The organism is Plantibacter sp. CFBP 8775 (assembly GCF_014839505.1).
GTDB classification, from domain to species: domain Bacteria; phylum Actinomycetota; class Actinomycetes; order Actinomycetales; family Microbacteriaceae; genus Plantibacter; species Plantibacter auratus.
In genome coordinates, this window is the sequence record NZ_JACYNV010000002.1 from 171,131 (window position 1) to 197,235 (window position 26,105).

The window sequence follows — 26,105 nt, forward strand, 5'->3', positions numbered from 1 at the left end:
TCGGTCAGGCGGGCGGGGCGATCGCGATGGTCAGGGTGTCCACCGCAGTCTGCTTCGCATATTCGGCGGACGTCGGCGTCGCCTGCACCAGCAGCTCGTAGGTGATCGTCAAGGTGACGCCGGTCGCGGTGCTGTCCACCTCGGGGAGGACGAACGTCTGGCTGTAGCTGTACGGTGCCTTGATGAGGTACCCCGGTGCCACCGTCGACTGGTCGGTGAACGGGGCAGGCGACTCCAGCTGCCCCTTCGGTCCGTGGACGGTCGTGGTGAGCGTCACCCGCGAGAGATAGAGCGCCTGGAGGTCGTCGGGGTTGAGCACGCCGCTGAGCGAGAAGCTCACCGGTTTGTTGACGTCCGCGGTCCACGCGTCCATCGACAGTGTGGACCAGTAGTCGACCGTGAGGGTGGCGGAGCCCGCCGTGAGCGTGTGCTTGGCACTCCCGCTCGCGAGTTCGTTGGTGATCGCACTCACCGTCGGCCTCGGTGTCTTCGACACGCGCGGCGAGCTGGTCGGCTGCGCGCCCGGCTCCTCCCACGGAGGCGTCCCGCAGGCGCTCAGCCCGAGGACGAGCGCGGCGGCGGTCGCGGCCTGGAGGGCGTGCCTGACGTGCCGGTTCCGGACCGGGCTTGGGTGGTTCGACATGAGGCTCCTGGCGGGTGTCGGAGGGATGATCGAGTGACCCTCGAGGGTCCGTATGACCCACGAACTGGGGCCAGCGCGAATCTTGAGGAAATCCTGAGCCGACGCTATCGCATTCACGCGCGAAAGCCGCGCCCAACGCGGCAGAGTTGCAACTGCAGCGCGAACCGTTGCACTCGACCCACTCGGAACAGGACCCCTGATGTCAGAACTCGAAGCGCGACCGGACAGCTCTCGGCCCAACGCCCAGCAGCCTGACCCTCGGTACATTCAGACGCAGCCGCTTCTCGCGCCCGAACTTGAAGCGTATGCCAACGAATTCATCGACTCGGTCAACTCGCTCCCCGAGTACCGCGCGACCATCGGGTGCATCATCCCCGCCTACAACGAGGAGGAGTCGCTGCCGGCGGTGCTCGCGTCCCTCCTCGAGCAGACGCGGATGCCCGATGTGATCCACGTGGTCATCAACAACACCACGGACCGGTCGGTCGACGTCGCCGCGCCCTACGCCGGCCCGCACTCCCGGGTCGACGAGGACGGCTACGAGCAGTTCACCGAGGTGTTCATCCACGACATCGGGAAGAACCCCGACAAGAAGGTGGGCGCGCTCAACTACGGCTTCACGCTCGTCGAAGGCTACGACTACCTGCTCGGTGTCGACGGTGACACGGTCGCCGACCCGACCGCGATCGAGTCGCTCGAAGCCGAGATCGTCTCGGACAGTCGCATCGGCGGCATCTCCGCGATCTTCTCGATCGACGACGAGCCGTTCAAGAAGCAGCTCGTCCCGGCGTTCCTCATCGCCGGCCAGCGCACGCAGTTCGCCGCGTTCAACATGCAGAACATGCTCCGAGGCCGCAACATGGCCGTGCTCGGCGGGCAGTACTCGATCTTCTCCGTCCAGGCCCTGCGCGACGCCATGGAGCAGAACCACCAGTCCACCCCGTGGGTGAAGGACTCCGAGGTGGAGGACTCGCTCCTGTCGCTGCAGATCAAGAGCGCCGGCTACCTCACGAAGATCAGCGCCCGTGCCCGTGCCGACGTCGGCGGGATGACCACGGTCCGCTCCCTCGACGCCCAGCAGGTCAAGTGGAACTACGGCGCGATCGAGCTCATGTGGCCCGGCCAGCGCGGCGACACCAAGGGGCAGCCGTTCCACCCGAACCTCCGACTGCGGTGGCTCGAGAACGCGGAGATGCTCCTCAACATCGTCACGCGCATCCTCTTCGTCGTGCTGCTCGCCGGGTCGCTGTCGATCCACGCCTTCGTGTTCAGCCCCGTGTGGCTCATCCCGCCGCTGGTCGCGATCTTCCTCAACCTGCGCATCGCGCTGTCGATGAAGAAGCGGAACGCCCGCGACATCCTCTTCGCGGTCCTCATCTTCCCAGCCGAGTTCTACATGTGGATCCGCATGGGCCACTTCATCCGTGCCTGGTCGAAGTTCGCGTCGAACAAGAAGGTCGACAACTGGGCCGAGCAGGCGAAGGCAGAACGCGGCTCGGGCAACGCGCACCTCGCGCCGCTCCTGTTCGTCCTCGCCGCCATCATCGCGATCGTCGCCGCCTGGACCCAGCTCTCCCCCGTCGTCCAGTCCACGATCCTCTGGGCGGGCTGGCCGGTCCTCGGCGTCATCACCGTGCTGCAGACGCTCAGCATGTTCGGCAAGCTCATCCGTCGTCAGCGCGGCTACCGCGTGTGACGTCCCCCGACCCGGGCACGGTCGACGCCGACGAACTGCGCAGGTTGCTCCGAGAACTCTCGGGCGACCTGCGCAGTCGTCGTCGGTTCGTCCAGACCTACGTCGAGATGTGGCCCACCCGTCTGGCACGTCTGGGAGCGGCGCTCGACGCGCATGACACCGACGAGTCCAAGGTCGTCCTCCTCAGCATCCGCTCCTCCAGCGTCATGCTGGGCGTGATCGGGGTGGCCGGACTCGCGAGTGCCGGTCTCCAGGCGATCGAGCTGGGGCGACTCGAACGCGCACGCGAGATCCACACCGCCCTCCAGGAGGTCGGCCGCCGCAGCTGCGAACGACTGCTCGAACTCGACGCGGCAGACGCAGCGGAATCCTGAGCTCCGTCCACCAGGCGTCGTTGGTCGCCGGCGAGGCTCCGTCGCGGTCGGGACCGCGGTGGTCTCAGTCGTCGGAGGTCATGCGGTAGCCGACGCCGCGCACCGTCTCGATGAACCGCGGGGCCACGGTGCTGTCCGCGAGCTTCCGTCGCAGGTTGGCGAGATGCACCTCGATCGCACGCTTGTCGGCTTCGCTGACGTAGTAGGCCGTGATGTAGCTCTCGCCACGGAGCATGAGCGCGAGGTCCGCCTTGCTGCGCACTCGACGGCGGGACTCCATCAGTGCCTGCAACAGGTCGAACTCGCTCCGCGTGAGGTCGACCTCGGTGCCGTCGACCTCGACGATGCGGGTGGCCGAGCTGAGCTTCAGACCGCGGTGGACGAGCCACCCCTCGCCGTCGTCGGGCGCTGCGGCAGCCGGTTGCATGATGATCGGGACGACCGACTGACCGACGGGAGCGGCATGACGCGCGACGGTCTCGTGGACGATCGTGGGGTCGGGCGACGACACCTGCTGCTGCAGCGGCGGAGTCGCGACCTGAGCGACGGGAGCCGGCGCGACCGCGGTCGGAGCCGGTTGCGCCGGTGCCGCCGCGGCGACGGCCGGAGCATCACCGTTCGCGCGAGGCCGACGCAGCATCGCCTCGATGCGGGCACGGAGCTCGCGCGGACGGAAGGGCTTGGTCATGTAGTCGTCGGCGCCGGAGTCGAGGCCCTGCAGGGTGTCGATCTCGTCGCCTCGGGCGGTCAGCATGACGATGTAGGTGGAGCTGATGGCGCGGATGCGCTTGGCAGCCTCGAAGCCGTCGATACCCGGCATGCTGACGTCGAGGGTCGTGACGAGGGGGTTGTGCCTCCGCACCGCCTCGACGCCGTCCAGACCGTTCGCAGCGGACACGGTCTCGAATCCGGCCTGCTCGAGAACGGTCTCGAGCAGTTGGCGGATGTCCGCGTCGTCTTCGATGACGACCGCGGTCCGACGTTCGCTCAGCTCTTCGGTCACGATGCCCCTACCCGTTCCACCCGTCAGCGACGTGCCGGATGTAGCCGTTGCCGACTCACCACGCGCTGAATCCCTTGGCCAGTTGCACGGCCTGCTCCGGCCACCATACCCCAGCAAGGGGGCCACCGTTGCACGCTCCGTCGCTCTCGCCGGGGGCTTTCACCCAGAGGTTCGCGTCGAGGTGTTCGGCCTGCGCGGTGAGGGGCTGCTGCCCCACCGTCCGGCCGGACGGGTTGCACCATTCGCCGTTCGAGCCACTGCCGTTCCGAGAGGTGTCGATCACGTAATGGGCGCCGTCGAGGAGGCCGCTCAGTTCCTCCGCATAGGCGATCTCGTCCTCGGTCGTGTTGTAGTTGGAGACGTTGGTGGCGAAGCCCGTTGCGTCGGCGACACCGGCCTCCCGGAGGAGCTCGGCCATCTCGGCGGGCGGTCGCCAGTCGGAGTGGCCGCCGTCGAGGTACACGGGGACCGATGCGTCCGCGAACTGCTCGGTCGCGGCTGCAAGTTGCCGCATCCGCGCGGTGCGGTCACCGCAGTCCGGCGCGAGCGCGACGGCATCCGGTTCGAGGATGACGGCGACGCGGTGATCCGCGACGGCGGCGACGATCTCGGCGACCCAGTCCTGGTACTCGTCGCTCGACAACCCACCGGCGGACTGGTTGCCGCAGTCCCGCTCCGGCACGCCGTAGACCGTGAAGACCGGCATGGACCCGGAGCGCTCGGCGGACCGGACGACCTCGGAGACGGTGTCCCGGACGGTTCCGATCGGGTAGCGCTCCGGCACGAGCCAGATCGCGGTCGGCTCCGCCGCGAGCCGCTGCGCCGCTGCGAGCTGTTGGGCGACGTCGCTCGGGTCGCCGTTCGAACCGCCGCTCGTCCCGGCCGTGGCGGAACTCGTCGGTTCCTCGGTCGCGGCCGCCGGATCGGCTGCGGCGGCTCGGGCGGCAAGCGAGGACGGATCGACGTACAACTGCGCTCCGTCGAACGGGCCGGCAGCGGCGTTCGGGACGCGGCTCACGAGCGACACCGCGAGCGCACCGCCGGCGAGGAGGACGGCGACGACGCCGAGGGCGACGGCCGTCCGGGTACGTCGTCGGTCGCGGGGCGTTCTCGGCACGGATCCTCCTGCATGGTCATCCGCAATTGTGCCCGACAAAGCCTCGCCACGGTGCCGATTCGCTCGAATCCGTGCCCCGAGTGGGGGTGGGCGCGATGTCCGAGAGGCACCGACGCGTCCGGGACCGCCCAGCCGGTCGACGAGCGCGCACGCCGGACTGCACACCAGGGCCCGCTGCGCAACGTTGTCCGGATCGCCGCGGCTCCCTACCCTTGATGATCGTGGCGACGCAGGGTCGCCCGCACGGCCCGAGGAGCGCACACGTGAGCACGAAGACCATCCCCACCTCCGACGCGGCGGCTGGTGGCGCCCCCGCGAAGGTCATCCCCTGGGTGCTCGGGCCGGCCCTCGTGGTCATCCTCGGTGTCGCGCTGTTCTCGATCCTGCTCCCGAAACAGGCCGAGTCCGTCTTCAACGCCATCCAGTCCGGGATCATCGGAGGCCTCGGGTGGTACTACGTCCTGCTCGTCGCCGGGTTCGTCATCGTGGCGATCGTCTTCGCCGTCTCGAAGTTCGGCGACATCAAGCTCGGCAAGGACGACGACGAACCGGAGTTCTCGCTCCTGTCCTGGTTCTCCATGCTGTTCGCCGCCGGAATGGGGATCGGCCTGGTCTTCTACGGTGTCGGTGAGCCGCTCACACACTTCCTCGAGCCGCGCCCCGGGGTCACGGGCTCCCAGCAGTCCCTGGCCCAGCAGGCCATGAGTCAGACCTATCTCCACTGGGGACTCCACGCCTGGTCGATCTACGCGGTCGTGGGTGTGGCGCTGGCGTACGCTGTGCATCGCAAGGGGCGCCCGATGTCGATCCGGTGGTCGATCGAGCCGTTGCTCGGCAAGCGCGTGCAGGGCGGCTGGGGCAATGCGATCGACGCGATCGCCGTCATCGGTACCGTGTTCGGCGTCGCGACCTCGCTCGGCCTCGGTGTGCTGCAGATCTCCGCGGGGCTCGGGTACACGGGCATCGCCGAACCGAACATCGTCACGCAGGTCATCCTCATCCTCGTGATCACCGGCGTCACGATCTTCTCCCTCGTCTCCGGCGTGCACAAGGGCATGAAGTGGATCTCGAACACCAACCTCGTCCTCGCGGCGCTGCTGCTGTTCTTCGTCCTGTTCGCCGGCCCGACGCTGTTCCTCCTCCGCGAATGGGTGCAGGCCATGGGCGCCTACCTCCAGAACGTGGTCGGGCTCACCTTCAACGTCTCCGCGTACCAGGGTGCGGCGGGCGAGGCCTGGCAGTCCTCGTGGACGACCTTCTACTGGGGCTGGTGGATGTCGTGGGCGCCCTTCGTCGGCGTCTTCATCGCCCGCATCTCGAAGGGACGCACCGTGCGGCAGTTCGTGCTCGGCGTCCTGCTCGTCCCGACCCTCGTCACCTTCCTCTGGTTCGCCGTGCTCGGCGGCACCGCCATCATGCAGTCGCTGGAGGGCCGTGACTTCAGCGGCGCCGACGGCCCGGTGGATCTCAACACCGCCCTGTTCAACATGCTCGCCGGGCTCCCCGGCGGATCGATCGCGACCGTCGGTGCCCTGCTGCTCATCCTCCTGTTCTTCGTGACCTCGGCCGACTCGGGATCGCTCGTGATGGGCATGCTCACCACCGGCGGCACGGAACCGCGGAACCGGGTGCGGATCGCGTGGGCGCTCGTGACGAGCCTCCTGGCCATCTCGCTGCTGATTGCCGGCGGTCTCGCATCGATGCAGACGGCGGCCATCATCACCGCGCTGCCCTTCAGCGTCGTGATCATCCTCATGTGCATCTCGTCGTTCAAGGCATTCGGGATCGAGGTGCGACGGGAGCAGCGGGCGAAGCGCCGCCTGTTCGCCGCAGAGCTCACCGAGAGCGTCTCAGCCGACGTGAGCGAACAGCTGTCGGATCAGGTCTCGGAGCAGGTCACGGAGCACTTCGGCACGATGACCGCCCAGCTCAACCTCCGGCAGCTCGCGTCCCCGGACGCACCGGGGTCATCGGCCGCATCCACGGAACCGCAGACGCAGGACCCGGAGCAGCGCCGCTCGAAGGACTGACCGGACGGCTCAACCGACGGGGAAGCGGTCCGAGATCCAGGCCGCTTCCTCGGCGGTCGGCGACCACGCCGAACCGGCCGCGGCGTTCGCGCGGATCTGTTGCGGAGTGGTCGCACCGGCGATGACACTCGTGAGCCCGTCCTGAGCGAGCAACCAGCCGAAGGTCGCCTCGAGCATGGAGATGCCGCGCTCGTCGCAGAAGGCCTGGTAGGCCTCGATCGCATCCCAGGGCGCCGTGTCGAGGAGGTGCTTGCGCTGGCGCATGATGCGGCTGTCGGCCGGCCCGCCGTCGCGGGAGAACTTCCCCGTGAACAGGCCGTTGTAGAGCGGGAAGTACGGGAGGAAGCCGACACCGGCGGCGCGCATGGCCGGGAACAGCTCGCGCTCCGCGCCCCGGACGAGCAGGCTGTACTCGTTCTGGGCCGAGATGAAGGCGGGGTGGCCGGCGGTACGAGCCGCCCAGTCCGCCTCGGTCAGCTGCCAACCGGCGAAGTTCGAGTGGCCGGCGTAGCGGATCTTCCCCTCCTGGACGAGCTCGTCCAGGGCCGCGATCGTCTCCTCGATCGGCGTGAACGGGTCGGGGGTGTGCAGCTGGTACAGGTCGATCCAGTCGGTGCCCAGACGGCGGAGCGAGCCCTCGACCGCGAGCCGGATGTAGCGACGGGAGCCCTTGGCCCCCCAGTTCGGAATCGGGCTCTCGTAGTCCACATGGCCGAACTTGGTAGCGAGCACGATCTCATCCCGCCGCCCGGCGATCGCCTGCCCGAGGAGTTCTTCGCTCAGCCCGTACTCCCGGCCGTAGATGTCCGCGGTGTCGAAGAGGGTGACCCCGGCGTCGATCGCCGTGTCGACGACGGCTCGCGTGCCGTCCAGGCTCTCGGTGACCGTGCCCTCGCGTCCGAAGTTGTTGCAGCCGATACCGACCGCTGAGACGAGGAGGCCGCTGCGACCGAGTGGGCGATAGTTGAGATCAGACATGCATCCAGGCTAGCCCGAGCGTCCTCCACAGGCACCCGTCGGCCCCCGACGCCGCGGCCAGGCCCACGCGACGCATCGCGCCGATCACGGGCTTCCTACGCTCGGTGCATGACCACACACCTCACCATCACCGATCCCGTACTCCCCTGCTCCGTCATCGCCGACCCGACCGCCGAGGGCTTCCTCAGGATGCCGACACCGGTGGGGCGGATCGAGCTCCGCTCCGTCGACGACGCGGTCTCAGCCGTGCGCTTCGAGCACCACGGGCGACTCCCACTCGACGGGGTGGACGAACGCCCCACCGCGGTCCTCCTCGACGCCGCGGAGCAGATCGACGAGTACTTCCGCGGACGACGCACCGTGTTCGACCTCCCGCTCGTCACGACCGGCACGCCGTTCCAGCAGGCGGTCTGGTCGGCACTCGGCGAAGTGCCGTTCGGCGACACCATCGGGTACGGCGCCCTTGCGGCCGCGGCCGGTGCCCCGCAGGGCGGCCGGGCGGCCGGCCAGGCGGTTCGGGCGAACACCATCGCGCTCCTCATCCCCTGTCATCGCGTCCTCGGAACCGGGCGGATCGTGACGGGCTATTCTGGCGGAGACGGACCGGCCACCAAACGCTGGCTCCTCGACCACGAAGGGATCCCGTACCGCCGATGAGTCCAGCCTCCCCGACCATCGTCGGCACCGACGGCCTGACCCGCTGCGCCTGGGCCGGGACGGACGCGGAGTACCAGCGCTATCACGACGAGGAGTGGGGCGTGCCGCTCCACGGACAGCGGCAGGTCTTCGAGAAGATCAGTCTCGAAGGGTTCCAGGCCGGGCTCTCCTGGATCACGATCCTTCGGAAGCGACCGGCGTTCCGGGAACGGTTCCACGGCTTCGACCTCGACGCCGTCGCAGCCATGACGGAGGCGGATGTCGAGAGCCTGCTCGATGACGCCCGGATCATCCGCCACCGCGGGAAGATCAACGCGGTCATCGGCAATGCCCGCACCGCCGTCGAGCTGGGCGACGACCTGGACGAGCTCCTCTGGAGCTTCGCTCCCCCGCCACGGCCCGCGCGGTTCGCCCAGTGGACCGAGGTCCCCGCGGTGACCCCCGAGTCCACCGCACTCAGTGCCCACCTGCGGAAGCGCGGCTACCGCTTCGTGGGCCCGACGACGATGTACGCCCTCATGCAGTCCGGAGGCCTCGTCGACGACCACCTCGTCGGCTGCTGGCGCTCCGACAGCGCTCCCTGATCCGGAGGGGTCAGACGACGAGGGCGAGCTCGGTCGCTCGACCGTCGTCGGCACGGGCGTGGACGTCGAGCACCCATCCGGTCGATCGCGCCCAGTCGAGCAACGAGTCGACATCAGGGTGGTCGACACCGGCCTCCAACACCGCGCGGGTGAACCGGCCCTTGCCCTGCTTGTTGAAGTGGTTGAGCGCGCGGCGGCGGCCATCGTCGCCGACCGTGAGCACACGCAGGTAGACGGCCCCGACGCGGGCCGGCAACGGCCCGAGCGCCGCGTAGCCTTCCGAGCGCAGGTCCAACAGGACACCCGGGACGACGTTCAACTCGCGGGCGACGGGCCCCGCCCAGTGCCGCTTGAGCACGAACCCCGGGAGCCTGGAGTCGTGGGAGAGCCGATAGGCCGGAATGGGATCGAGCGCGCCGACCGGGCCGAGCAACGCCGAGTGCACGACCAGGTGCTCAGCGGCGAAGCGTCGCGCGTCCGCTGAGAGCGTGTCTGCTTCGAGCGCGTCGTACAGCACCCCCGTGTACCGGTCGATCGCCGGCATCGTCGCGGACGTCGCCGCCACGCGGTTGCGCTGGACCTCACCGAGCTGCTTGGGACCGAGCTTCAGGGCCTTGACCGTCGCGGTCTCATCGGCAGCGAGCGACACCAGGGCGTCAACGACATCGTTCCGGGACGAGGAGAGCCCTGGAAACCGCAGCAGGGCGGTGTCCAGGGCTCGTCCGTCGCCGCCGTCCCGCTTCGTCTCCGAAGGGGGAAGGAGGATCAGCACCGAATCAGGAGCTGGTCACGAGCGTGGCGTTGCCGGCCACGACGGTGACGGTGTTGTTCTCGACCGACAGGAAGCCGTCTTCAGCGTTCGCGACGATCTTCGAGCCGTCTTCGAGCGTGACACGGACCTCACCGGCGGCGAGGATGGCCAGCATCGGCTCGTGGCCGGGCAGGATACCGATCTCGCCGTCGACGGTCTTCGCGATCAACTGGCGTGCCGGGCCCGACCACACTTCGTGGTCGGCCGCGACGACGCTCACGGTCAGAGGAGCGGAGGCCATGACTAGCCGTTCTCCTTCTGGATCTGAGCCCACTTCTCTTCGACGTCGGAGATGGCACCGACGTTGAAGAAGGCCTGCTCGGCCACGTGGTCGAACTCACCCTTGGCGATGGCGTCGAACGACTCGATCGTCTCCTTGAGCGGAACGGTCGAACCCTCGACACCGGTGAACTTCTTCGCCATGTAGGTGTTCTGCGAGAGGAACTGCTGGATCCGGCGCGCACGCGACACCGTGATCTTGTCTTCCTCGGAGAGCTCATCGACACCGAGGATGGCGATGATCTCCTGCAGTTCCTTGTTCTTCTGGAGGATCTGCTTGACCGTGGTGGCGACGCGGTAGTGGTCGGCACCCAGGTAGCGGGGGTCGAGGATACGGCTCGTCGAGGTCAGCGGGTCGACGGCCGGGTACAGACCCTTCGACGCGATCTCACGGGAGAGCTCGGTCGTCGCGTCGAGGTGCGCGAAGGTGGTCGCCGGTGCCGGGTCGGTGTAGTCGTCGGCGGGGACGTAGATCGCCTGCAGCGAGGTGATCGAGTGACCACGCGTCGAGGTGATGCGCTCCTGGAGGAGACCCATCTCGTCTGCGAGGTTCGGCTGGTACCCCACGGCGGACGGCATACGACCGAGCAGGGTCGACACCTCGGAACCGGCCTGGGTGAAGCGGAAGATGTTGTCGATGAAGAGCAGCACGTCCTGCTTCTGGACGTCGCGGAAGTATTCCGCCATAGTCAGCGCGGAGAGGGCGACGCGGAGACGCGTTCCCGGCGGCTCGTCCATCTGGCCGAACACGAGGGCCGTCTTCTCGAAGACACCCGCCTCTTCCATCTCGTGGATGAGGTCGTTGCCCTCACGGGTGCGCTCACCGACACCGGCGAACACCGACACACCACCGTGGTCCTGCGCGACGCGCTGGATCATCTCCTGGATGAGGACGGTCTTGCCGACACCGGCACCACCGAACAGACCGATCTTGCCACCGAGGACGTACGGCGTCAGGAGGTCGATGACCTTGATGCCGGTCTCGAACAGCTGCGTCTTCGATTCGAGCTGGTCGAACGACGGCGGCTGGCGGTGGATCGGCCAGCGCTCGGTGATCTCGATCTGCTCGCCGGGCTCGGCGTTGAGCACCTCGCCGATGACGTTGAAGACCTTGCCCTTGGTGACGTCGCCGACGGGCACCGAGATGGGCGAACCCGTGTCGGTGACCTCCTGGCCGCGGACGAGGCCGTCCGTCGGGTTCAGGGCGATGGCGCGCACGAGGTCGTCGCCGAGGTGCTGTGCGACCTCAAGCGTGAGGACCATCGTCTGCTCGCCGATCACGACGCTGGTCTTCAGGGCGTTGTAGATGCCCGGGATCGCGTCGTGCGGGAACTCGATGTCGACGACCGGGCCGGTGACGCGGGAGATGCGGCCGACGGCGCCGGCCTTCACCTCTGCAGCGCCCTGCTCGGCAGTTGCGGTGGGAGTCATGTTCTTCTCTTCTCTGTCTCTACAGATACGTGTGCGTGTTGCGATGACTAGGACGAGAGCGCGTCTGCGCCACCAACGATTTCGGAAATCTGCTGGGTGATCTCGGCCTGCCTCGCGTTGTTGCGGAGGCGGGTGTAGTCGGTGATGAGCTTGTCGGCGTTGTCGCTGGCCGACTTCATAGCCTTCTGCGTCGCGGCGTGCTTCGCGGCGGAGGACTGCAACAGCGCGTTGAAGATCCGGCTCTCGATGTAGTTCGGGAGCAGTGCATCGAGCACGCTCTCGGCATCCGGCTCGAACTCGTACAGCGGCAGCACAGCGGTGTCGGTGGGCTCCTCGACGCCTTCGACGACCTCGAGCGGCAGGAGACGGACGACCTCGGGGGTCTGCGTCATCATGCTCACGAGGCGGTTGTAGACGATGTGGATCTCGTCGACGCCACCCTCGGAGGCGTCCGTGAGGAACGCCTTGAGGATGGACTCGCTGATCTCCTGCGCCGTGGCGAAGTCGGGGTTCTCCGTGTTGCCGACCCACTCCCCTGCAGCCTGCATCCGTCGGAACGTGAAGTAGGCGACGGCCTTCCGGCCCACGAGGTAGTGCGTGACGTCCTTACCCTGGCTACGCAGGAGCTCGGTCAGCTCGGCGGCCTCACGGAGGACCTGCGAGTTGAAGGCGCCGGCGAGGCCTCGGTCGGATGCGAACACGACGACCGCAGCCCGCTCAACCTTCTCCGGCTCGGTCGTGAGCACGTGGTCGACGTTGGAGTACGTCGCGACGGCGGACACGGCACGAGTGATCGCACGAGAATAGGGTCCGGATGCCGCCACCCGCGCCTGCGCCTTCTGGATGCGCGACGCGGCGATGAGCTCCATCGCCTTCGTGATCTTCTTGGTCGTCTGCGCAGACTTGATCTTCTGCGTGTAGACCCGGAGTTGAGCGCCCATGGACTAGCGGCGACCCTTCACGATCTTCTCCTGGTTGACGTCTTCAACCGGGAGCTCCTCGACCTGCTCCGAACCGAGGGCAGCGCCCTCGCCCGTCTGGAACTCGAGCTTGAACTGGTCGACAGCGGCATCGAGCTTCGAGACGGTGTCGTCGTCGAGCACGTTCGTGTCGCGCAGCGTGGTGAGGACCTCGGTGTTCCGACCCAGGTAGTCGAGCAGTTCGCGCTCGAAGCGGAGGACGTCCTCGACCGGGACGTCGTCCAGCTTGCCCTTGGTTCCGGCCCAGATCGAGACGACCTGCTCCTCGACGGGGTACGGCGAGTACTGCGGCTGCTTGAGCAGCTCGGTGAGGCGGGCGCCTCGGGCGAGCTGACGGCGGCTGGCCGCGTCGAGGTCCGAGGCGAACATCGCGAACGCCTCGAGCGAGCGGTACTGCGCGAGCTCGAGCTTCAGCGTTCCGGAGACCTTCTTGATGCTCTTCACCTGAGCGTCACCACCGACGCGCGAGACGGAGATACCGACGTCGACCGCGGGGCGCTGGTTGGAGTTGAAGAGGTCGGACTGCAGGAAGATCTGACCGTCGGTGATCGAGATCACGTTGGTCGGGATGTACGCCGAGACGTCGTTCGCCTTGGTCTCGATGATCGGCAGACCCGTCATCGAACCGGCGCCGAGTTCGTCGGACAGCTTCGCGCAACGCTCCAGCAGACGGGAGTGCAGGTAGAAGACGTCACCCGGGTAGGCCTCGCGTCCCGGCGGACGACGGAGGAGGAGGGAGACGGCACGGTAGGCCTCGGCCTGCTTCGACAGGTCGTCGAAGATGATCAGGACGTGCTTGCCCTCGTACATCCAGTGCTGGCCGATGGCCGAACCGGTGTACGGAGCGAGGTACTTGAAGCCGGCCGGGTCGGACGCAGGCGAGGCGACGATCGTCGTGTACTCGAGCGCGCCGGCCTCTTCCAGCGCACCCTTGACGGAGGCGATGGTCGAGCCCTTCTGGCCGATGGCGACGTAGATGCAGCGGACCTGCTTGTTGACGTCGCCCGACTCCCAGTTGGCCTTCTGGTTGATGATGGTGTCGATCGCGATCGCGGTCTTGCCGGTCTGGCGGTCGCCGATGATGAGCTGGCGCTGGCCACGGCCGACGGGGATCATGGCGTCGATCGCCTTGATGCCGGTCTGGAGCGGCTCGTGAACCGACTTGCGCTGCATGACGCCGGGAGCCTGGAGCTCCAGTGCGCGGCGGCCGGTGCTGGCGATCTCGCCGAGGCCGTCGATCGGGTTGCCGAGCGTGTCGACGACACGGCCGAGGTAGCCGTCGCCGACGGGGACCGAGAGGACCTCGCCCGTGCGGGTGACGTCCATGCCTTCGACGATCTCGTCGAACTCACCGAGGACGACGACGCCGATCTCGTGCTCGTCGAGGTTCAGCGCGAGGCCGAGGGTGCCGTTCGCGAAGCGGAGGAGCTCGTTCGCCATGGCGCCCGGGAGGCCCTCGACGTGGGCGATGCCGTCAGCGGCATCGATCACGCGTCCGACCTCGGTGGCCGCGGCGGTGCCGGGCTCGTAGGCCTTGACGAAGTCCTTGAGAGCATCCCGGATCTCGTCTGGGCTGATCGTGAGTTCTGCCATCATGTTCCTTTTGGTTGTGGAACCCGGGGGTTCCGAGAGGTGCGATCCGTCAGGATCAACGTCTTGAGTTGTGGAGACCGTCGGGCCGGTCCCCGCGCTGCACGGGCCGTTATCCGGCCAGTTGCAGACGGAGGTCGTTCAGTCGGGCAGCGAGGCTGCCGTCGATGACGTCGTCCCCGAGCTGCACGCGCAGTCCACCGACGACGGCGGGGTCGATCACCTGGTTGATCTTCACCTGACGGCCGTAGGCCGTGGCGAGGTGGCGCTCGAGGCGCTGGAGCTGCGACGCCTCGATCGGTGCGGCTGCCGTGACCGTGGCGACCGCGAGGCCCTGCTGGTCGGCGACGATGCCTGATGCGTACCGGAGCAGTTCTCCGATCCGACGGTCTCGCGGCTGCTGCACGAGCTGACCGACGATGCTGACGGTCTGCGGGCTCGCCTTGCCCGCGAGGAGGGACGCCGCCAGGGCGCCCTTCGCAGCGGACGAACCGAGCTTGCTGCTGAGCGCGAGTTCGAGCTCGTGGTTGCTCGACACGAGCTTCCCGAACTCGAACAACTCGGCCTCGATGTCGCCCTGCGCACCGGCGGAGATCGAGGCGGCCCGGAGGCCGAGCTCCTCGATGCCTGCGAGCAGGTCGGTCTCGCTGGACCAGCGGCCGGAGACGACGGTCTGCAGCAGGCCGAGCGCCTGCGCGCTCAGCTGGGTGCCGAAGATCCGCTCGACGACGGTGCGCTTGGCACCGGCGTCGGCTGCGGGGTCGCTGAGCGCCGCGCTCAGGTGGCTCGAGCCGCCGATGGCCCGGCCCGCTGCGAACAGTCCGTCCGCGGTGGCCAGATCGGCCCCGGCGCCGAGGGCGGCGAGGGCCTCCTTCGACGAGGCGAGTGCTTCTCTGGTCGCGCTTCCCATTACTTGGCTGCCTTCTCCGACGCTTCGAGGTCCGCGAGGAACCGGTCGACGACCGCCGTGGCCTTCGCGTCGTCGTTCAGCGTCTCGCCGATGACGCCACTGGCGAGGTCGAGCGCGAGCGTGCCGACCTCGGCACGCAGCGACACGACGGCCGCCTGACGCTCGGCTTCGATCTGTGCCTGAGCGCTCGCGGTGACGCGAGCGGCTTCGACCGTGGCCTGCTCCTTGAGCTCGGCGAGGATCGTCTGACCCTCGACACGAGCCTGCTCGCGGATGCGGCCGGCTTCCTGACGGGCCTCGGCGAGCTGAGCGTTGTACTGCTCGAGCGCCGCTTCGGCCTGCTTCTGCGCTTCATCGGCCTTGGCGATGTTGCCCTCGATGGCCGCTGCGCGGTCGTCGAGGAGCTTCTGCACCTTGGGCAGGACCAGCTTCCAGAAGAAGCCGAGGATGATGATGAAGACGACGGCAGACCAGACGATGTCGTAGACCGCTGGGATGAGAGGGTTCGTCGGAGCGCCCTCTTCAGCAGCGATGATCACTGCATCAAACATCTTGCCTCCTTCGGAGATGTGAAAGGGGGCTTAGACGAAGATGAAGTAGGTCGCGATGCCGATGAAGGCGAGCGCCTCGGTGAAGGCGATACCGATCCACATGAGGACCTGGAGACGACCACCCAGCTCGGGCTGACGCGCGGTGCCTTCGATCGTCTTGCCGACGACGATACCCACACCGATGGCGGGGCCGATGGCTGCGAGACCGTAACCGACCGTCGCGATGTTTCCTTCAAGGGCGGCGAGAACGGTAGTTGCGTCCACGTTTGTTTCCTTCCGTTGGGTGAGACCTGGCGGGTGCCGGGCTCGATTAGTGCTCTTCTGCGACCGCGAGCTGGATGTAGACCGCGGTGAGGAGGGTGAAGACGTAGGCCTGGAGGACTGCGACCAGGAGTTCGAAGAGGGTGAAGACGAGGCCGAAGGCCAGCGTCCCGACACCCATCAGGGCGAACCATCCGCCGAGGTTCACGATGAAGAACTGCGTCGCCGCGAAGAACAGGACGAGGAGCAGGTGCCCGACGATCATGTTCATGAGGAGTCGGAGCGTCAGCGTGAGCGGGCGGATGACGAAGGTCGAGATGAGCTCGATCGGCGTGACGATGATGTACACCGGCCACGGCACCCCGGAGGGGAAGAGGGAGTTCTTGAAGAACTTGCCCGGGCTCTTCTTGATACCGGCGTAGATGAAGGTGACGTAGGACACCAGTGCGAGCACCAACGGGACACCGATGACCGAGGTACCGGCCAGGTTCAGCCCGGGGATGATGCCCGTCAGGTTCATCGCGAGGACCATGAAGAAGATGGTCGTCAGGATCGGCAGGAACCGGAGGCCGTCCTTCTTGCCGAGCAGGTCTTCCGCGATGTTGACGCGGACGAAGCCGAGCCCCATCTCGGCGAGGCTCTGCGCGCGGCCGGGGACGAGGCGCATCTTGCGCGTCGACAGCCAGAAGAACAGGAGGAGGGCGATCACCGCGATGAACCGGATCAGGATGACCCGGTTGATCGCGAAGGGCGTGCCCTCGAAGAGGATGATGTCGGGGAAGAACTCGTCGATCGACGGACCGTGGAACTCGCCATCTTCGGCGGCCATCGGTGCGATCAGGTGCACGGCGTTAGCGAACAGCACGTATCTCCAGTTTCGGGGGCGTGGAGCAGAGCTCTCGCGGCGACGAACAGGGGGGATGTCTCCTCGCCGCACGCCGAAGCGGTGCTAGTGGGAGGATTCGTTGACGAGTCTAGCAAGGAAACCCGGCCCCGACGAACCCAGGGGTGGTATTCCACGGCTATATTCCGAGCTGGGACCTCGGCTGTGCCTCGGATACCGGTTCCGGCATGCTCCCGCGCGACCTGGATGCGTCCGCAGCGTCAGCCCTGGTCGGAGTCCTGCGGCGACGCCTTCGGGAGGATGTCGTCCGAGACGTAGGGCACCCGCACCTTCGCCGCCACGACGGCGTCGATCACGAGCGATCCGACGACACCGACGATGACGCTCCCGAACAGGATCGGTGCGTTGACCCACGGCTGGTCCTTCAGGATGAAGCCGAGCACGAGGAAGATGACGAACTTCACGAGCCAGCTGCCCATCACCACCCCGAACAGGATGCCGACGAAGAACTCCTGGCCGGACCAGCGGTTGGCGAAGAGGATGCTCACCGAGGTGATGCCGAGGAACACGAGCGCCATCGCGGTGCCGATGAGCGCACTCGTGAGGCCGCGGGAACCGTCGACGCTCCAGCCGACCACTCCCCCGACGACGGCGATCACGAGCGCGAGGAGCGCGCTGTACCGGAGTGCCGTGCGGAAGACCCGGTTGGCGCTCGCGTGCGAGCCGGCCTGGGCGGGAGGAGTCATGGGTGCTGGTCCTTCTTGGCGAGAGAGTCGAGGGTGTCGAGGGTGTCGCCGCTCACGGGCGCCTCGGGGTCGCGCTGCCCGGAGGCCTCGTCGAGCCGATCGTACAGCGCCGACCCGGGAGCGCCCTCCGTGCCGGCGGCCACGCGCTGCGCGAGCCGGTCGGCCCGCCTGCGGCGACCGATCGGCAGGAGCGTGAACGCCGTGCAGGTGACGACGCCCACGGTGACGAAGAGCACGGCCAGCCAGGTCGGGGCCGCGAAGAACGCCAGGCATCCGACGGAGATGACGACCGTCCAGCCGTAGAAGATGAGGACGGCGTGCACCTGGCTGTGACCGAGGTCGAGCAGCCGGTGGTGGAGGTGCATCCGGTCGGCGCTGAACGGCGACTTGCCGGCGCGGAGACGACGGAGGACGGCCAGCACGAAGTCGGCGAGCGGCACGACCAGGATGGCGAACGGCAGCAGGATCGGGATGAACGCGGGCAAGAGTTGCGTGCGGCCCAGGGCAGCCGGGTCGACCTGGCCGGTCACGGCGGCTGCGGAGGTCGCCATGAGCAGCCCCACGAGCAGCGCACCGGCATCGCCCATGAACAGTCGGGCGGGGTGCCAGTTGAGCGGGAGGAAGCCGAGGCACGCACCGACGAGGATCGCGGCGATCAGCGAAGCGAGGTTGAAGTAGTCGCTCGCCCCGGTGGAGGTCACGAGCAGCTGGGTGTAGACGAAGAACACGGTGTTCGCGATGACGGCGACACCGGCGACGAGCCCGTCGAGTCCGTCGACGAAGTTGATCGCGTTCATCACGAGCACGATGGCGAAGACCGTCATCGAGAAGGACACCCACGACGAACCGACCGTCAGTCCACCGATGGGTAGGGAGTAGATCTGCACACCGAGCCAGGCGACGAGCCCTGCCGCCATGAACTGCGCGGCGAGCTTGATCATCCAGTCGAGGTCCCACAGGTCGTCGGCGACACCGATGCCGACGATGAACAGGGCGGCACCGAGGATCGCCAGCACCGGCTCCGGATCGGCGAACACGAGGTCGAAGAAGGGCAGCTGCCAGGCCACGCCGAACGCGACGAGGATGCCGATGAACATCGCGACCCCACCGAGGCGCGGCGTCGGCGTCTGGTGGACGTCCCGTTCGCGGATCGGCGGGTGGAGACCGTACTTCACACCGACCCGCCGCGCGAGGTGTGCGAAGCCGAAGGTGATGCCCGCGCTCACGACGAGCACGATGAGGTACCCGGAGAACTGGTTCATGGTTCGCGCGGCTCGGGGAGCAGATCGCCCACCACGCCGCGGATCGCCTCGCGGGAGACGGCTCCATCGCGCAGGACGACGATCCGTTCGTCGGCCGTGCCGAGTCGGGTCGCGTCGATGATCGTCGACGACTGCTCGCCGCTCTCGCCGCCGTCGAGGTAGACCGAGACCGAGTCGCCGAGCATCTCGAGCGCGGCAGCGGCGGAGGTGGCGGCCGGTCGGCCGGTGAGGTTCGCCGAGGAGACCGCGAGCGGGCCCGTGTCCTGCAGGAGTTCGAGGGTCACCGGGTTCGACGGCATCCGGAGCGCGACCGTACCGGCGGTCTCGCCGAGGTCCCAGGCGAGCGACGGCTGGGCGTCGAGCACGATGGTCAGGCCGCCGGGCCAGAACGCCTCGACCAGCCGGTGCACGGCATCGGGCACGGACGCCGCCAAGGCCTCGAGCGTGTTCACACCCGAGACGAGGACGGGCGGCGGTGACTGCCGGGTCCGACCCTTCGCGTCGAGCAGGCGCTGTACCGCGGCCGGCGAGAACGCGTCGGCGGCCACCCCGTAGACCGTGTCGGTCGGGAGCACGACCAGCTCACCCCTCGCCAGGGCCGTCCGCGCCAGGCGCATCCCGGCGAGCAGCTGCGCGTGATCCTGGCAATCGAAGGTCTGCGGCATGTGGTGGGTCCTGGCTGAACGGGGCCGCCGATCGGTGATCAGTCGGCCGGATGATCGGGGTGACGACGCTCAATCATAGCCTCGGGCGTCTTCCGAGCAGTCTGGGCAGGCACAGGTAGACGGCGAGGACGAGCAGGATGCCGAGGACGGCGAGGACCTGGAAGGGCCAGGCGCCGGTCGCGACGACCACCCCGAGGAGTCCGGTGGCGAGGGTCGCGACGCTGACGACGGCGGTGGACCCGAGGTGACCGAGTCCGCCGGCGGCGAGACGCTGGTACACGTGGCTGCGATGTGCCTCGTGCAGCGGCTCCCCCCGCCGCCAGCGCGCGATGATCGTCGTCCCGGTGTCCGCGACGTACACGAGGACCGGGCCGATCAGCGCGACGAAGGAGATACCGCTGAAGGCCGCGTAGATGGCGACCGCGACGAGGGAGCCGCCGAGGAGGTAGCTGCCGACGTCGCCCAGGAACATCCGGCGCCGAGCGAGGTTCCACGGCAGGAACCCGAGGAACGCGGCCGCCACGACGAGGCCGGCTGCCGTGACGCCCGGGAGACCGGCCACGGCGCCGAGACCGGCGTAGAACCCGCCGACGACCGTGCCGTGCATCGAGGAGATGCCGTTGACGCCGTCCATGAAGTTCGCGATGTTCGTGTAAGCGACGAGTGCCAGGATCCCGAGCGGGATCCACCAGAAACTCGCGGCCATCGACACGACGAGCACCCAGGTCGCCACGAGTCCGAGCACGACCTGCAACCCGAAGCGCACCCGGACGGGGAGTCCGCGGACGTCCTCCACGGCTCCGATGGCAGCGTTCACGACCGACACGGCGGCGACGATCCAGAGCGGCAGGCTGTGGAGCAGGACCGCCGCCGTGCCGAGACCGACGGCGACCGCGACGGCGACGCCGATCCCTCCCCCGCGGATCGTCGGGGTGACGTGCATGGATCGGTGGTTCGGGGTGTCGACGACCGACCGACGGATGAGGATCGGGCGGATGGCGAGCTGGGACAGCAGGCTCACGACGAGCGCGAACACCCCCGCCAGGATGGCAACCGTCATTGCACCAGGTGGTGGGTGCCGGCGCCCTCGTCGGCGATCGTCTCCCGCCAGACGGCGATGTCGAGCAGTGCCGGGTCGAGCGGCTGGATCCGCGTGTGCGAGACCTTCGGGTGCTTCGAGCGGTCGGCGATCTCGTCGGTGTCGATGAGGACCTCGTGCAGCTTCTCGCCGTGCCGGAGACCGGTGTACACGATCTCGACGTCCTTGCCGGACGCGGCGATCATGCGCTTGGCGACGTCGAGGATGCGGACCGGACGGCCCATGTCGAGGATGAGGACCTCGCCCGGGTCGCCGATCGCGCCGGCCTGGATGACGAGCTTCGACGCTTCGGGGATCGTCATGAAGAAGCGGGTGACGTCGGGATGCGTGACCGTGACCGGACCGCCGGCCTCGATCTGGGCGGTGAACGCCGGGATGGCGGAGCCGCGGCTGCCGATGACGTTGCCGAACCGGACCGAGAGGTAGCGCGCGTCGGTCTCCTGGGCGCTCATCCAGGCGGTGAGCTTCTCGGCGATGCGTTTGCTGTAGCCGAGGACGGTCGTCGGGTTCGCGGCCTTGTCGGTCGAGATGTTGACGAAGGTGCCGACGCCGACGGCCCGCGCCGCGTTCAGCACGTTCAGGGTGCCGAGGACGTTGTTCTTCCAGGCCTCGTCGGGGTACTGCTCGAGCATCGGAGCGTGCTTCAACGCTGCCGCGTGGAAGACGACGTCGGGACGGCGGTCCTCGAAGATCTCCATGAGCGACGGGAGGTCGCGGATGTCGGCGAGCACGACCTCCTTGGTGTCGAGCAGACCGTGTCCGGAGATCGAGAGCTGCGTGGTGTGGAGCCCTGTCTCGTCGCGGTCGAGCAGGACGAGCTCCGCCGGACCGAACTGGTTGACCTGCCGGGCGATCTCGGAGCCGATGGATCCGCCGGCACCGGTGACGAGCACGCGCTTGCCGGTGAGGTACCCCGCGATGCTCTCGACCTGCAGGTCGACGGTGTTGCGGCCGATGAAGTCCTCGACGTTGAGGTCGCGCAGGCTCGGCGCGCTCTCGCCCGTCCCGGGAGCCAGCATCGTGTCGATGGGCGGCACGACGAGCACCCGGAGCTTCGCCTCGTCGGCTCGCTCACTGACCTGGCGGATGAAGTCGTTGTCGACGTCCGCGATGCTGATGATGAGCGCCTGCGCCCCGGTGCGCTTGACGGCCGCCACCAGGTCGGCTCCCGTGCCGACCACGGCGACGGAGGCGATGCGGAAGTTGCGCTTCGAGGGGTCGTCGTCGATGACACCCACCGGGAGGTAGGGCGACTGCGGGTCGCGCATGAGCCGAGGGATGATCGACATCCCGAGCGCACCGGCTCCGTAGACGAGGACGCGCTGCGCCTCGATCGGCCGGCTGCGGCTGTCGACGAAGAGTCGCTTGACGTAGCGCGTGATGCCCATGAAGACGATCGCGAACGGGAACGCGATCACCGTGGTGGACCGTGGAACCCCCCACGCGACGCCGAACACCGCGTTGACCGCGATGAGGATCGCGGTGACGATCAGCGCGACGACGATGAGCTGTTTCGCCTCGTAGAAGCTGCCGAAGCTGTGCAGGCCGTGGTAGTAGCTCCACAGGTAGGCCACGACGAGCTGGGCGACCACAGCGATGACGCACAGGAGGACCGTCCCCACGAGGGCCACGCGCTCGTACTCGAGCTCGAACCGGACGAGCTGGGCGACCACGATGGCGAGCACCCAGCACAGTGCGTCGAGGGCGGTCTTCGCGGCGAAACGAGGACCGGGCGCCTGCGTCCATCTACGGGGGGCGTCGGGGAGCGTGGAGGTCATAACGTGTCGATCCTACCGATCGCCGGCTTCGCGTTGGCTGCGCACGGACTGCGCGTCGGGGCCGGGCGCACCGCGCTCCGCGGCGAGCGCTGCGATCGAGGACCGGAGACCGTCGTCCGTCGCCGTCGGCATGCGCTCGTGCCCGAGTGCACCGAGCAGTCGGGCTCCGGAGACGCGGTAGTCCTCGGTGAGCTTCGCGAGACGCCCGGAGTTGAGCGGCACGGCGGGGACGCGATCGCCGACGGCGGCCGCCAACCGCACGAGGGCCGGTGGGAGCGCCAGGCGACGGACCCGGCGACCGGTGACCTCGCCGATGAGGGTGACGAGGTGCCCCGTCGACACGGGCTCGTCGTCGGCGACGAGGTAGACACCCGTCGTGACGGCGGGCGTGTCGATGATGCTCGTGATCGCCCACGTGAGGTTCTGGATCGACACGAAGCTGCGCTCGTTGCGGAAGGCGTCGAGCGGGTACGGGATACCGCGGGACAGCAGACCGAACAGGAGGCGCAGGTTGCCCTTGTCCCCCGGCCCGTGCACCATCGTCGGACGGAGGACGATCGTCCGGCGACCGGCGGGCGGTTCGACGGCGAGCAGGAGCCGCTCGGCTGCGAGCTTCGACTTCCCGTACGCGGTCACCGGGTGGGGCTCGGCGGACTCGTCGAGCACGCCGTCGACCGTCGCCTCGTTCACCGCGGCGACGCTGCTCAGCTGGATGAAGGTGGCGGCGTCCGACGCCAGGAAGGCGACGTACGCGCGTTCGGCGAGGTCGGTGTTGATCCGGCGGTACACCTCGGGAGAGGCGGTGCCGTCGAGGTCGTGCGCCTTCCCGGCGAGGTTCACCACGACGTCGACATCCGCGGGGAAAGGCTCCCCCGTCCACCCGCGCAACGAGAACGGCACGACCTCGTGTCCGGCCGCCTCGAGGACGGGGACGAGGTTCGTCCCGATGAAGCCGGTCGCACCGGTCACGAGCACCCGGCTCATCGTCCGAACCATCCCCACGTGCGGAAGTACACGAAGGCCCCCTGGATCGAGTACCACATCAGCTTCCGGTTGTGATGCGAGCCCTTCGCGAAGTGGTGGTGGATCGTCGCGCCGGGGTAGTACGCGGTCCGGGACACCTGGAGGAAGCGACGGGTGAGGTCGGCGTCCTCGATGTACATGAAGATCCGCTCGTCGAAGAAGCCGACGCGGTGCAGGGTGGAGGTCCGGAGGAACATGAAGCAGCCCGAGAGGTAGGGCACGTCGAACATCGTCTTGTTGTAGTCGTGCGCCGGGTTCTCGTCGATGTCGCGGTACTCGTAGCGGGCCATGCGCTTCGCGACGAGTGGCTTCAGCGGACCGGGCAGGAACCGGCGGGCGAACAGGTCGAAGACGGAGGGGTTCCGCTTCACCAGGTACTGGAGGGATCCGTCGGGGTACAGCACCTTCGGCATGACGTGCCCGACCTCGGGGTGCTCGAGCATGAACTCGTGGAGCTGCTCGATCGCCTCCGGCTCGAAGTACACGTCCGGGTTGACCACCATGTGGAACTTCGAACGCCCGAGGACCTTCGCGATCGCGAGGTTGTGGGCGGCGCCGAAGCCGGGGTTCGAGGGGTTGTGCAGGTACTCGACCCGCGGGTCGGCCACGAGGTCTCGGAGCTCGTCCGTCGGCGAGTTGTCGACGAGGTACAGCGTCTCGACGAGCGGGCTCCCGAGGGTCGAGTCGATGGCCGCACGCAGCTTGTCGCGATCGTTCCGGTACATGACGATGCAGGCGGTCACTGGACGGTCCACGGTTCACCCTCTCCGGCGGCGGGGACGGCACCGCCGAGGCACGACGGACGTGGGCCCGACGCGCCTGGTCAGTCTACGTGCTGCCCGCGTCCGGTCCTGGGAGCCCGGGGCCGCATACTGGAGTGGTGCCAGAGCGTGTGTTCTTCTTCGACTGCGACAAGACCCTGTACGACTACGACTTCCGGAAACGCCTCCCGGCGCTCTCCCGGTTGACGGGCGTGAGCCAGTACCGGCTCGCGAAGCTGTGGTGGGTCGGCGGGCATGAGGCCGCGGCCAACATCGGTGAGTACCCGACGAGCGACGACTATCTGGCGGTGTTCGCCGAGGTCACCGGGTACCCGCTGTCCCTCGAGGAGTGGCGCGAGGCCCGCGCGGCGGCGATGACGCCGGTTCCCGGCGTCCTGGCCACCCTCGCCCGTACCGCGACCCTCGGCACGGTCTCCCTGCTGTCGAACAATCCGATCCCGTTCCGGGACTCCTTCGCGCGGCTGGCTCCCGAAGCCGCAGCCCTCCTCGGAGAGAACGACCTCGTATCCGCCGTCCTCGGAGCGGAGAAACCCGAGCCCCGTGTCTACACCCGCGCGCTCAGCCGGTACGGCGTCGCACCCGGCCGCACCATGCTCATCGACGACTCCGCGGCGAACTGCGCGGGCGCCGAGGCCGTGGGGATGCACGCGTTCCAGCTGACGAAGGACGCCTCAGGCGCCTTCGACGTCGCGGGACTCGACGCCGCGGTCGACGCCTTCGTGGCGGCCACACCCTGACTCGGCCCACCGGGCGGTACGTCCCACCGGCCACCGAACCGAACCACCGGTCCCTGAGCCGACCCATCGGTCCCTGAGCCGACCCATCGGTCCCTGAGCCGACCCATCGGTCCCTGAGCTTGTCGAAGGGCGGCGGATCCACGGCTCGGACTCGCCCTTCGACAGGCTCAGGGACCGGAAGAGGGGCCTCCGGAGCGGAGAAGCTCGGGCTCGCGACGCGTCAGCGGATCGCGATGGTGGTGCGGTCGCGGGTGGTGAGGTCGCGGTGGGTCGCCGCAGCGTGCCAGCCGTCGGCCGTGAGCAGCTCGCGGATGGCCTGCCCCTGGAGTTCACCGTGCTCGATGATGAGCGTGCCGCCCCGGTGGAGCAGGCGCTGCGCGGTGGCGGACACCTGACGCACCACGTCGAGACCGTCCGGCCCGCCGTACAGCGCGGCCGAGGGGTCGTGGAGACGCACTTCGGGATCGCGCGGGATCGCGTCGTCCGGGACGTACGGGGGGTTCGAGATCACGACGTCCACCGAGCCGTCGAGCTCGTGGAAGGCGTCGGCGAGGTGCTCGAAGACGACGGTGGCGTTGTCGGCACCGGATTCGGCGAAGTTCCGTCTCGCCCAGATGAACGCCTCGACCGAGTTCTCGGTCGCGTAGATCGCCGCGTTCGGGACCTCGGTCGCCATCGCCAGCGCGATGGCTCCACTGCCGGTGCCGAGGTCGACGCCGATGGGCCGAGGGATCGGCACGGCCCGGAGCGCGTCGATCGCGAACTGCACGACCGACTCGGTCTCGGGGCGCGGGACGAAGACGCCCGGTCCGACCGCGAGTTCCATCGAACGGAACGCGGCGCGACCGGTGATGTGCTGCAGCGGTTCGCGCGCGGCCCGACGCTCGACCAGCTCGGCGAACACGGTGCGCTCTTCGGCGTCGAGCACGCGACCGGTGATCGCCGCGGCCTGCACGGCACCACGACCGAGACCGAGCACGTGTCCGAGGAGGAGCTCCGCGTCGACGTCGGGTGACGGCACGGCTGCGCGGGTGAGGATCTCGACGGCGTGTCGGCGCGCGAGTTCGACGGTCGCAGGGTGGCCGGCGGACGGGGTGTCTGCGGCGGCGGCGGAAGGGGTGCTGGGCATGAGCGAGGTCATCATCTGGGGCGGCCTGGTCGGGTGGGCCGCACCGAGCCTACCCCACCGCCTCGGCGCGGCCGCGGGCCGGCAACCCTCGTCGTCCCACGGGACCCCGCCGATCGACCAGGTCGTAGGCTGAACCGAGCCCCGT

At 68.3% G+C, this 26,105-nt stretch carries 27 protein-coding genes; 6 read left to right on the forward strand and 21 right to left on the reverse strand.

The annotated features are described in order from the left end of the window. Nucleotides 1-4: 4 nt before the first annotated feature. Nucleotides 5-643 carry a hypothetical protein gene (locus IFR14_RS13415; RefSeq protein WP_229939078.1) on the reverse strand — a complete coding sequence of 213 codons (639 nt, stop codon included), beginning with the start codon at nt 641-643 and terminating at the stop codon, nt 5-7. Between the two features lie 199 nt (nt 644-842). Here IFR14_RS13415 and IFR14_RS13420 point away from each other — a divergent pair, with 199 nt between their 5' ends. Together IFR14_RS13420 and IFR14_RS13425 are read left to right on the forward strand one after the other, a co-directional pair. Then, nucleotides 843-2,339 (forward strand): glycosyltransferase, encoded by a 1,497-nt coding sequence (locus IFR14_RS13420; RefSeq protein WP_079707182.1) that lies wholly within the window; start codon nt 843-845, stop codon nt 2,337-2,339. Continuing rightward, a complete protein-coding gene (locus tag IFR14_RS13425; protein ID WP_137243289.1) occupies nt 2,336-2,713 on the forward strand; it encodes a hypothetical protein in 378 nt (125 codons plus the stop codon). The genes IFR14_RS13420 and IFR14_RS13425 overlap by 4 nt, the downstream gene beginning before the upstream one ends. Before the next feature lie 64 nt (nt 2,714-2,777). Here IFR14_RS13425 and IFR14_RS13430 read toward each other — a convergent pair whose 3' ends face one another. Beyond that, a complete protein-coding gene (locus tag IFR14_RS13430) occupies nt 2,778-3,716 on the reverse strand; it encodes a response regulator transcription factor (RefSeq protein WP_371742739.1) in 939 nt (312 codons plus the stop codon). A gap of 55 nt (nt 3,717-3,771) precedes the next feature. Further along, complete coding sequence (locus IFR14_RS13435) at nt 3,772-4,833, reverse strand: glycoside hydrolase family 6 protein (RefSeq protein ID WP_191941400.1); 1,062 nt, start codon at nt 4,831-4,833, stop codon at nt 3,772-3,774. Nucleotides 4,834-5,096: 263 nt separating this feature from the next. Here IFR14_RS13435 and IFR14_RS13440 point away from each other — a divergent pair, with 263 nt between their 5' ends. Continuing rightward, on the forward strand, nt 5,097-6,863 hold the full coding sequence (locus IFR14_RS13440; RefSeq protein WP_446728089.1) for a BCCT family transporter: 1,767 nt from the start codon (nt 5,097-5,099) through the stop codon (nt 6,861-6,863). A 9-nt stretch (nt 6,864-6,872) separates the two neighbouring features. On the opposite strand, the gene IFR14_RS13445 is transcribed toward IFR14_RS13440, so the two are convergent. Continuing rightward, nucleotides 6,873-7,841: an aldo/keto reductase gene (locus tag IFR14_RS13445; protein WP_191941402.1), complete on the reverse strand. Its 969-nt coding sequence runs from the start codon at nt 7,839-7,841 to the stop codon at nt 6,873-6,875. 108 nt (nt 7,842-7,949) lie between these two features. Here IFR14_RS13445 and IFR14_RS13450 point away from each other — a divergent pair, with 108 nt between their 5' ends. Together IFR14_RS13450 and IFR14_RS13455 are read left to right on the forward strand one after the other, a co-directional pair. Then, a complete protein-coding gene (locus IFR14_RS13450; RefSeq protein WP_228501987.1) occupies nt 7,950-8,498 on the forward strand; it encodes a methylated-DNA--[protein]-cysteine S-methyltransferase in 549 nt (182 codons plus the stop codon). Continuing rightward, nucleotides 8,495-9,082, forward strand: a complete 588-nt coding sequence (locus tag IFR14_RS13455) for a DNA-3-methyladenine glycosylase I (protein ID WP_191941403.1) — start codon at nt 8,495-8,497, stop codon at nt 9,080-9,082. The genes IFR14_RS13450 and IFR14_RS13455 overlap by 4 nt, the downstream gene beginning before the upstream one ends. 10 nt (nt 9,083-9,092) lie before the next feature. Here IFR14_RS13455 and IFR14_RS13460 read toward each other — a convergent pair whose 3' ends face one another. The 16 genes from IFR14_RS13460 to IFR14_RS13535 form a co-directional block, all read right to left on the reverse strand. Beyond that, nucleotides 9,093-9,854: a peroxide stress protein YaaA gene (locus IFR14_RS13460; RefSeq protein ID WP_191941404.1), complete on the reverse strand. Its 762-nt coding sequence runs from the start codon at nt 9,852-9,854 to the stop codon at nt 9,093-9,095. A gap of 4 nt (nt 9,855-9,858) precedes the next feature. Further along, the gene (locus IFR14_RS13465) at nt 9,859-10,134 is read right to left on the reverse strand and encodes a F0F1 ATP synthase subunit epsilon (protein ID WP_064295316.1); all 276 of its coding nucleotides are present in this window, start codon (nt 10,132-10,134) and stop codon (nt 9,859-9,861) included. Between the two features lie 2 nt (nt 10,135-10,136). Next, entirely contained in the window at nt 10,137-11,603 is a 1,467-nt protein-coding gene (gene atpD, locus IFR14_RS13470) for a F0F1 ATP synthase subunit beta (protein ID WP_064295315.1), read from the reverse strand. Between the two features lie 47 nt (nt 11,604-11,650). Beyond that, nucleotides 11,651-12,544, reverse strand: a complete 894-nt coding sequence (locus IFR14_RS13475) for a F0F1 ATP synthase subunit gamma (RefSeq protein ID WP_064295314.1) — start codon at nt 12,542-12,544, stop codon at nt 11,651-11,653. A 3-nt stretch (nt 12,545-12,547) separates the two neighbouring features. Then, the gene (gene atpA / locus IFR14_RS13480; RefSeq protein WP_071262368.1) at nt 12,548-14,176 is read right to left on the reverse strand and encodes a F0F1 ATP synthase subunit alpha; all 1,629 of its coding nucleotides are present in this window, start codon (nt 14,174-14,176) and stop codon (nt 12,548-12,550) included. 109 nt (nt 14,177-14,285) lie between these two features. Continuing rightward, the gene (locus tag IFR14_RS13485; RefSeq protein WP_191941405.1) at nt 14,286-15,083 is read right to left on the reverse strand and encodes a F0F1 ATP synthase subunit delta; all 798 of its coding nucleotides are present in this window, start codon (nt 15,081-15,083) and stop codon (nt 14,286-14,288) included. Further along, entirely contained in the window at nt 15,083-15,634 is a 552-nt protein-coding gene (locus tag IFR14_RS13490) for a F0F1 ATP synthase subunit B (protein ID WP_064295311.1), read from the reverse strand. The genes IFR14_RS13485 and IFR14_RS13490 overlap by 1 nt, the downstream gene beginning before the upstream one ends. A gap of 30 nt (nt 15,635-15,664) precedes the next feature. After that, nucleotides 15,665-15,898 carry an ATP synthase F0 subunit C gene (atpE, locus tag IFR14_RS13495; protein ID WP_064295310.1) on the reverse strand — a complete coding sequence of 78 codons (234 nt, stop codon included), beginning with the start codon at nt 15,896-15,898 and terminating at the stop codon, nt 15,665-15,667. A 46-nt stretch (nt 15,899-15,944) separates the two neighbouring features. Then, nucleotides 15,945-16,724, reverse strand: coding sequence for a F0F1 ATP synthase subunit A (atpB, locus tag IFR14_RS13500; protein ID WP_175117868.1), 780 nt, complete (start codon nt 16,722-16,724; stop codon nt 15,945-15,947). 275 nt (nt 16,725-16,999) lie between these two features. Continuing rightward, entirely contained in the window at nt 17,000-17,485 is a 486-nt protein-coding gene (locus IFR14_RS13505) for a hypothetical protein (protein WP_085513235.1), read from the reverse strand. Continuing rightward, nucleotides 17,482-18,747, reverse strand: coding sequence for an MraY family glycosyltransferase (locus IFR14_RS13510; protein ID WP_191941406.1), 1,266 nt, complete (start codon nt 18,745-18,747; stop codon nt 17,482-17,484). Before IFR14_RS13510 ends, IFR14_RS13505 begins: the two co-directional genes overlap by 4 nt. Then, nucleotides 18,744-19,412: an L-threonylcarbamoyladenylate synthase gene (locus IFR14_RS13515; RefSeq protein ID WP_191941407.1), complete on the reverse strand. Its 669-nt coding sequence runs from the start codon at nt 19,410-19,412 to the stop codon at nt 18,744-18,746. The genes IFR14_RS13510 and IFR14_RS13515 overlap by 4 nt, the downstream gene beginning before the upstream one ends. Nucleotides 19,413-19,485: 73 nt before the next feature. After that, nucleotides 19,486-20,472 (reverse strand): MraY family glycosyltransferase, encoded by a 987-nt coding sequence (locus IFR14_RS13520; protein ID WP_191941408.1) that lies wholly within the window; start codon nt 20,470-20,472, stop codon nt 19,486-19,488. Then, nucleotides 20,469-22,289, reverse strand: coding sequence for a polysaccharide biosynthesis protein (locus IFR14_RS13525; RefSeq protein WP_079002758.1), 1,821 nt, complete (start codon nt 22,287-22,289; stop codon nt 20,469-20,471). The genes IFR14_RS13520 and IFR14_RS13525 overlap by 4 nt, the downstream gene beginning before the upstream one ends. Nucleotides 22,290-22,301: 12 nt before the next feature. Next, nucleotides 22,302-23,273 (reverse strand): NAD-dependent epimerase/dehydratase family protein, encoded by a 972-nt coding sequence (locus IFR14_RS13530; protein ID WP_191941409.1) that lies wholly within the window; start codon nt 23,271-23,273, stop codon nt 22,302-22,304. Beyond that, the gene (locus tag IFR14_RS13535) at nt 23,270-24,067 is read right to left on the reverse strand and encodes a glycosyltransferase (protein ID WP_191941410.1); all 798 of its coding nucleotides are present in this window, start codon (nt 24,065-24,067) and stop codon (nt 23,270-23,272) included. Before IFR14_RS13535 ends, IFR14_RS13530 begins: the two co-directional genes overlap by 4 nt. A gap of 125 nt (nt 24,068-24,192) precedes the next feature. On the opposite strand from IFR14_RS13535, the gene IFR14_RS13540 reads away from it, so the two are divergent. Continuing rightward, nucleotides 24,193-24,831 (forward strand): HAD-IA family hydrolase, encoded by a 639-nt coding sequence (locus IFR14_RS13540; protein WP_342365704.1) that lies wholly within the window; start codon nt 24,193-24,195, stop codon nt 24,829-24,831. A gap of 220 nt (nt 24,832-25,051) precedes the next feature. On the opposite strand, the gene prmC is transcribed toward IFR14_RS13540, so the two are convergent. Continuing rightward, nucleotides 25,052-25,960, reverse strand: coding sequence for a peptide chain release factor N(5)-glutamine methyltransferase (prmC, locus tag IFR14_RS13545; RefSeq protein ID WP_241160911.1), 909 nt, complete (start codon nt 25,958-25,960; stop codon nt 25,052-25,054). Nucleotides 25,961-26,105: the final 145 nt, after the last annotated feature.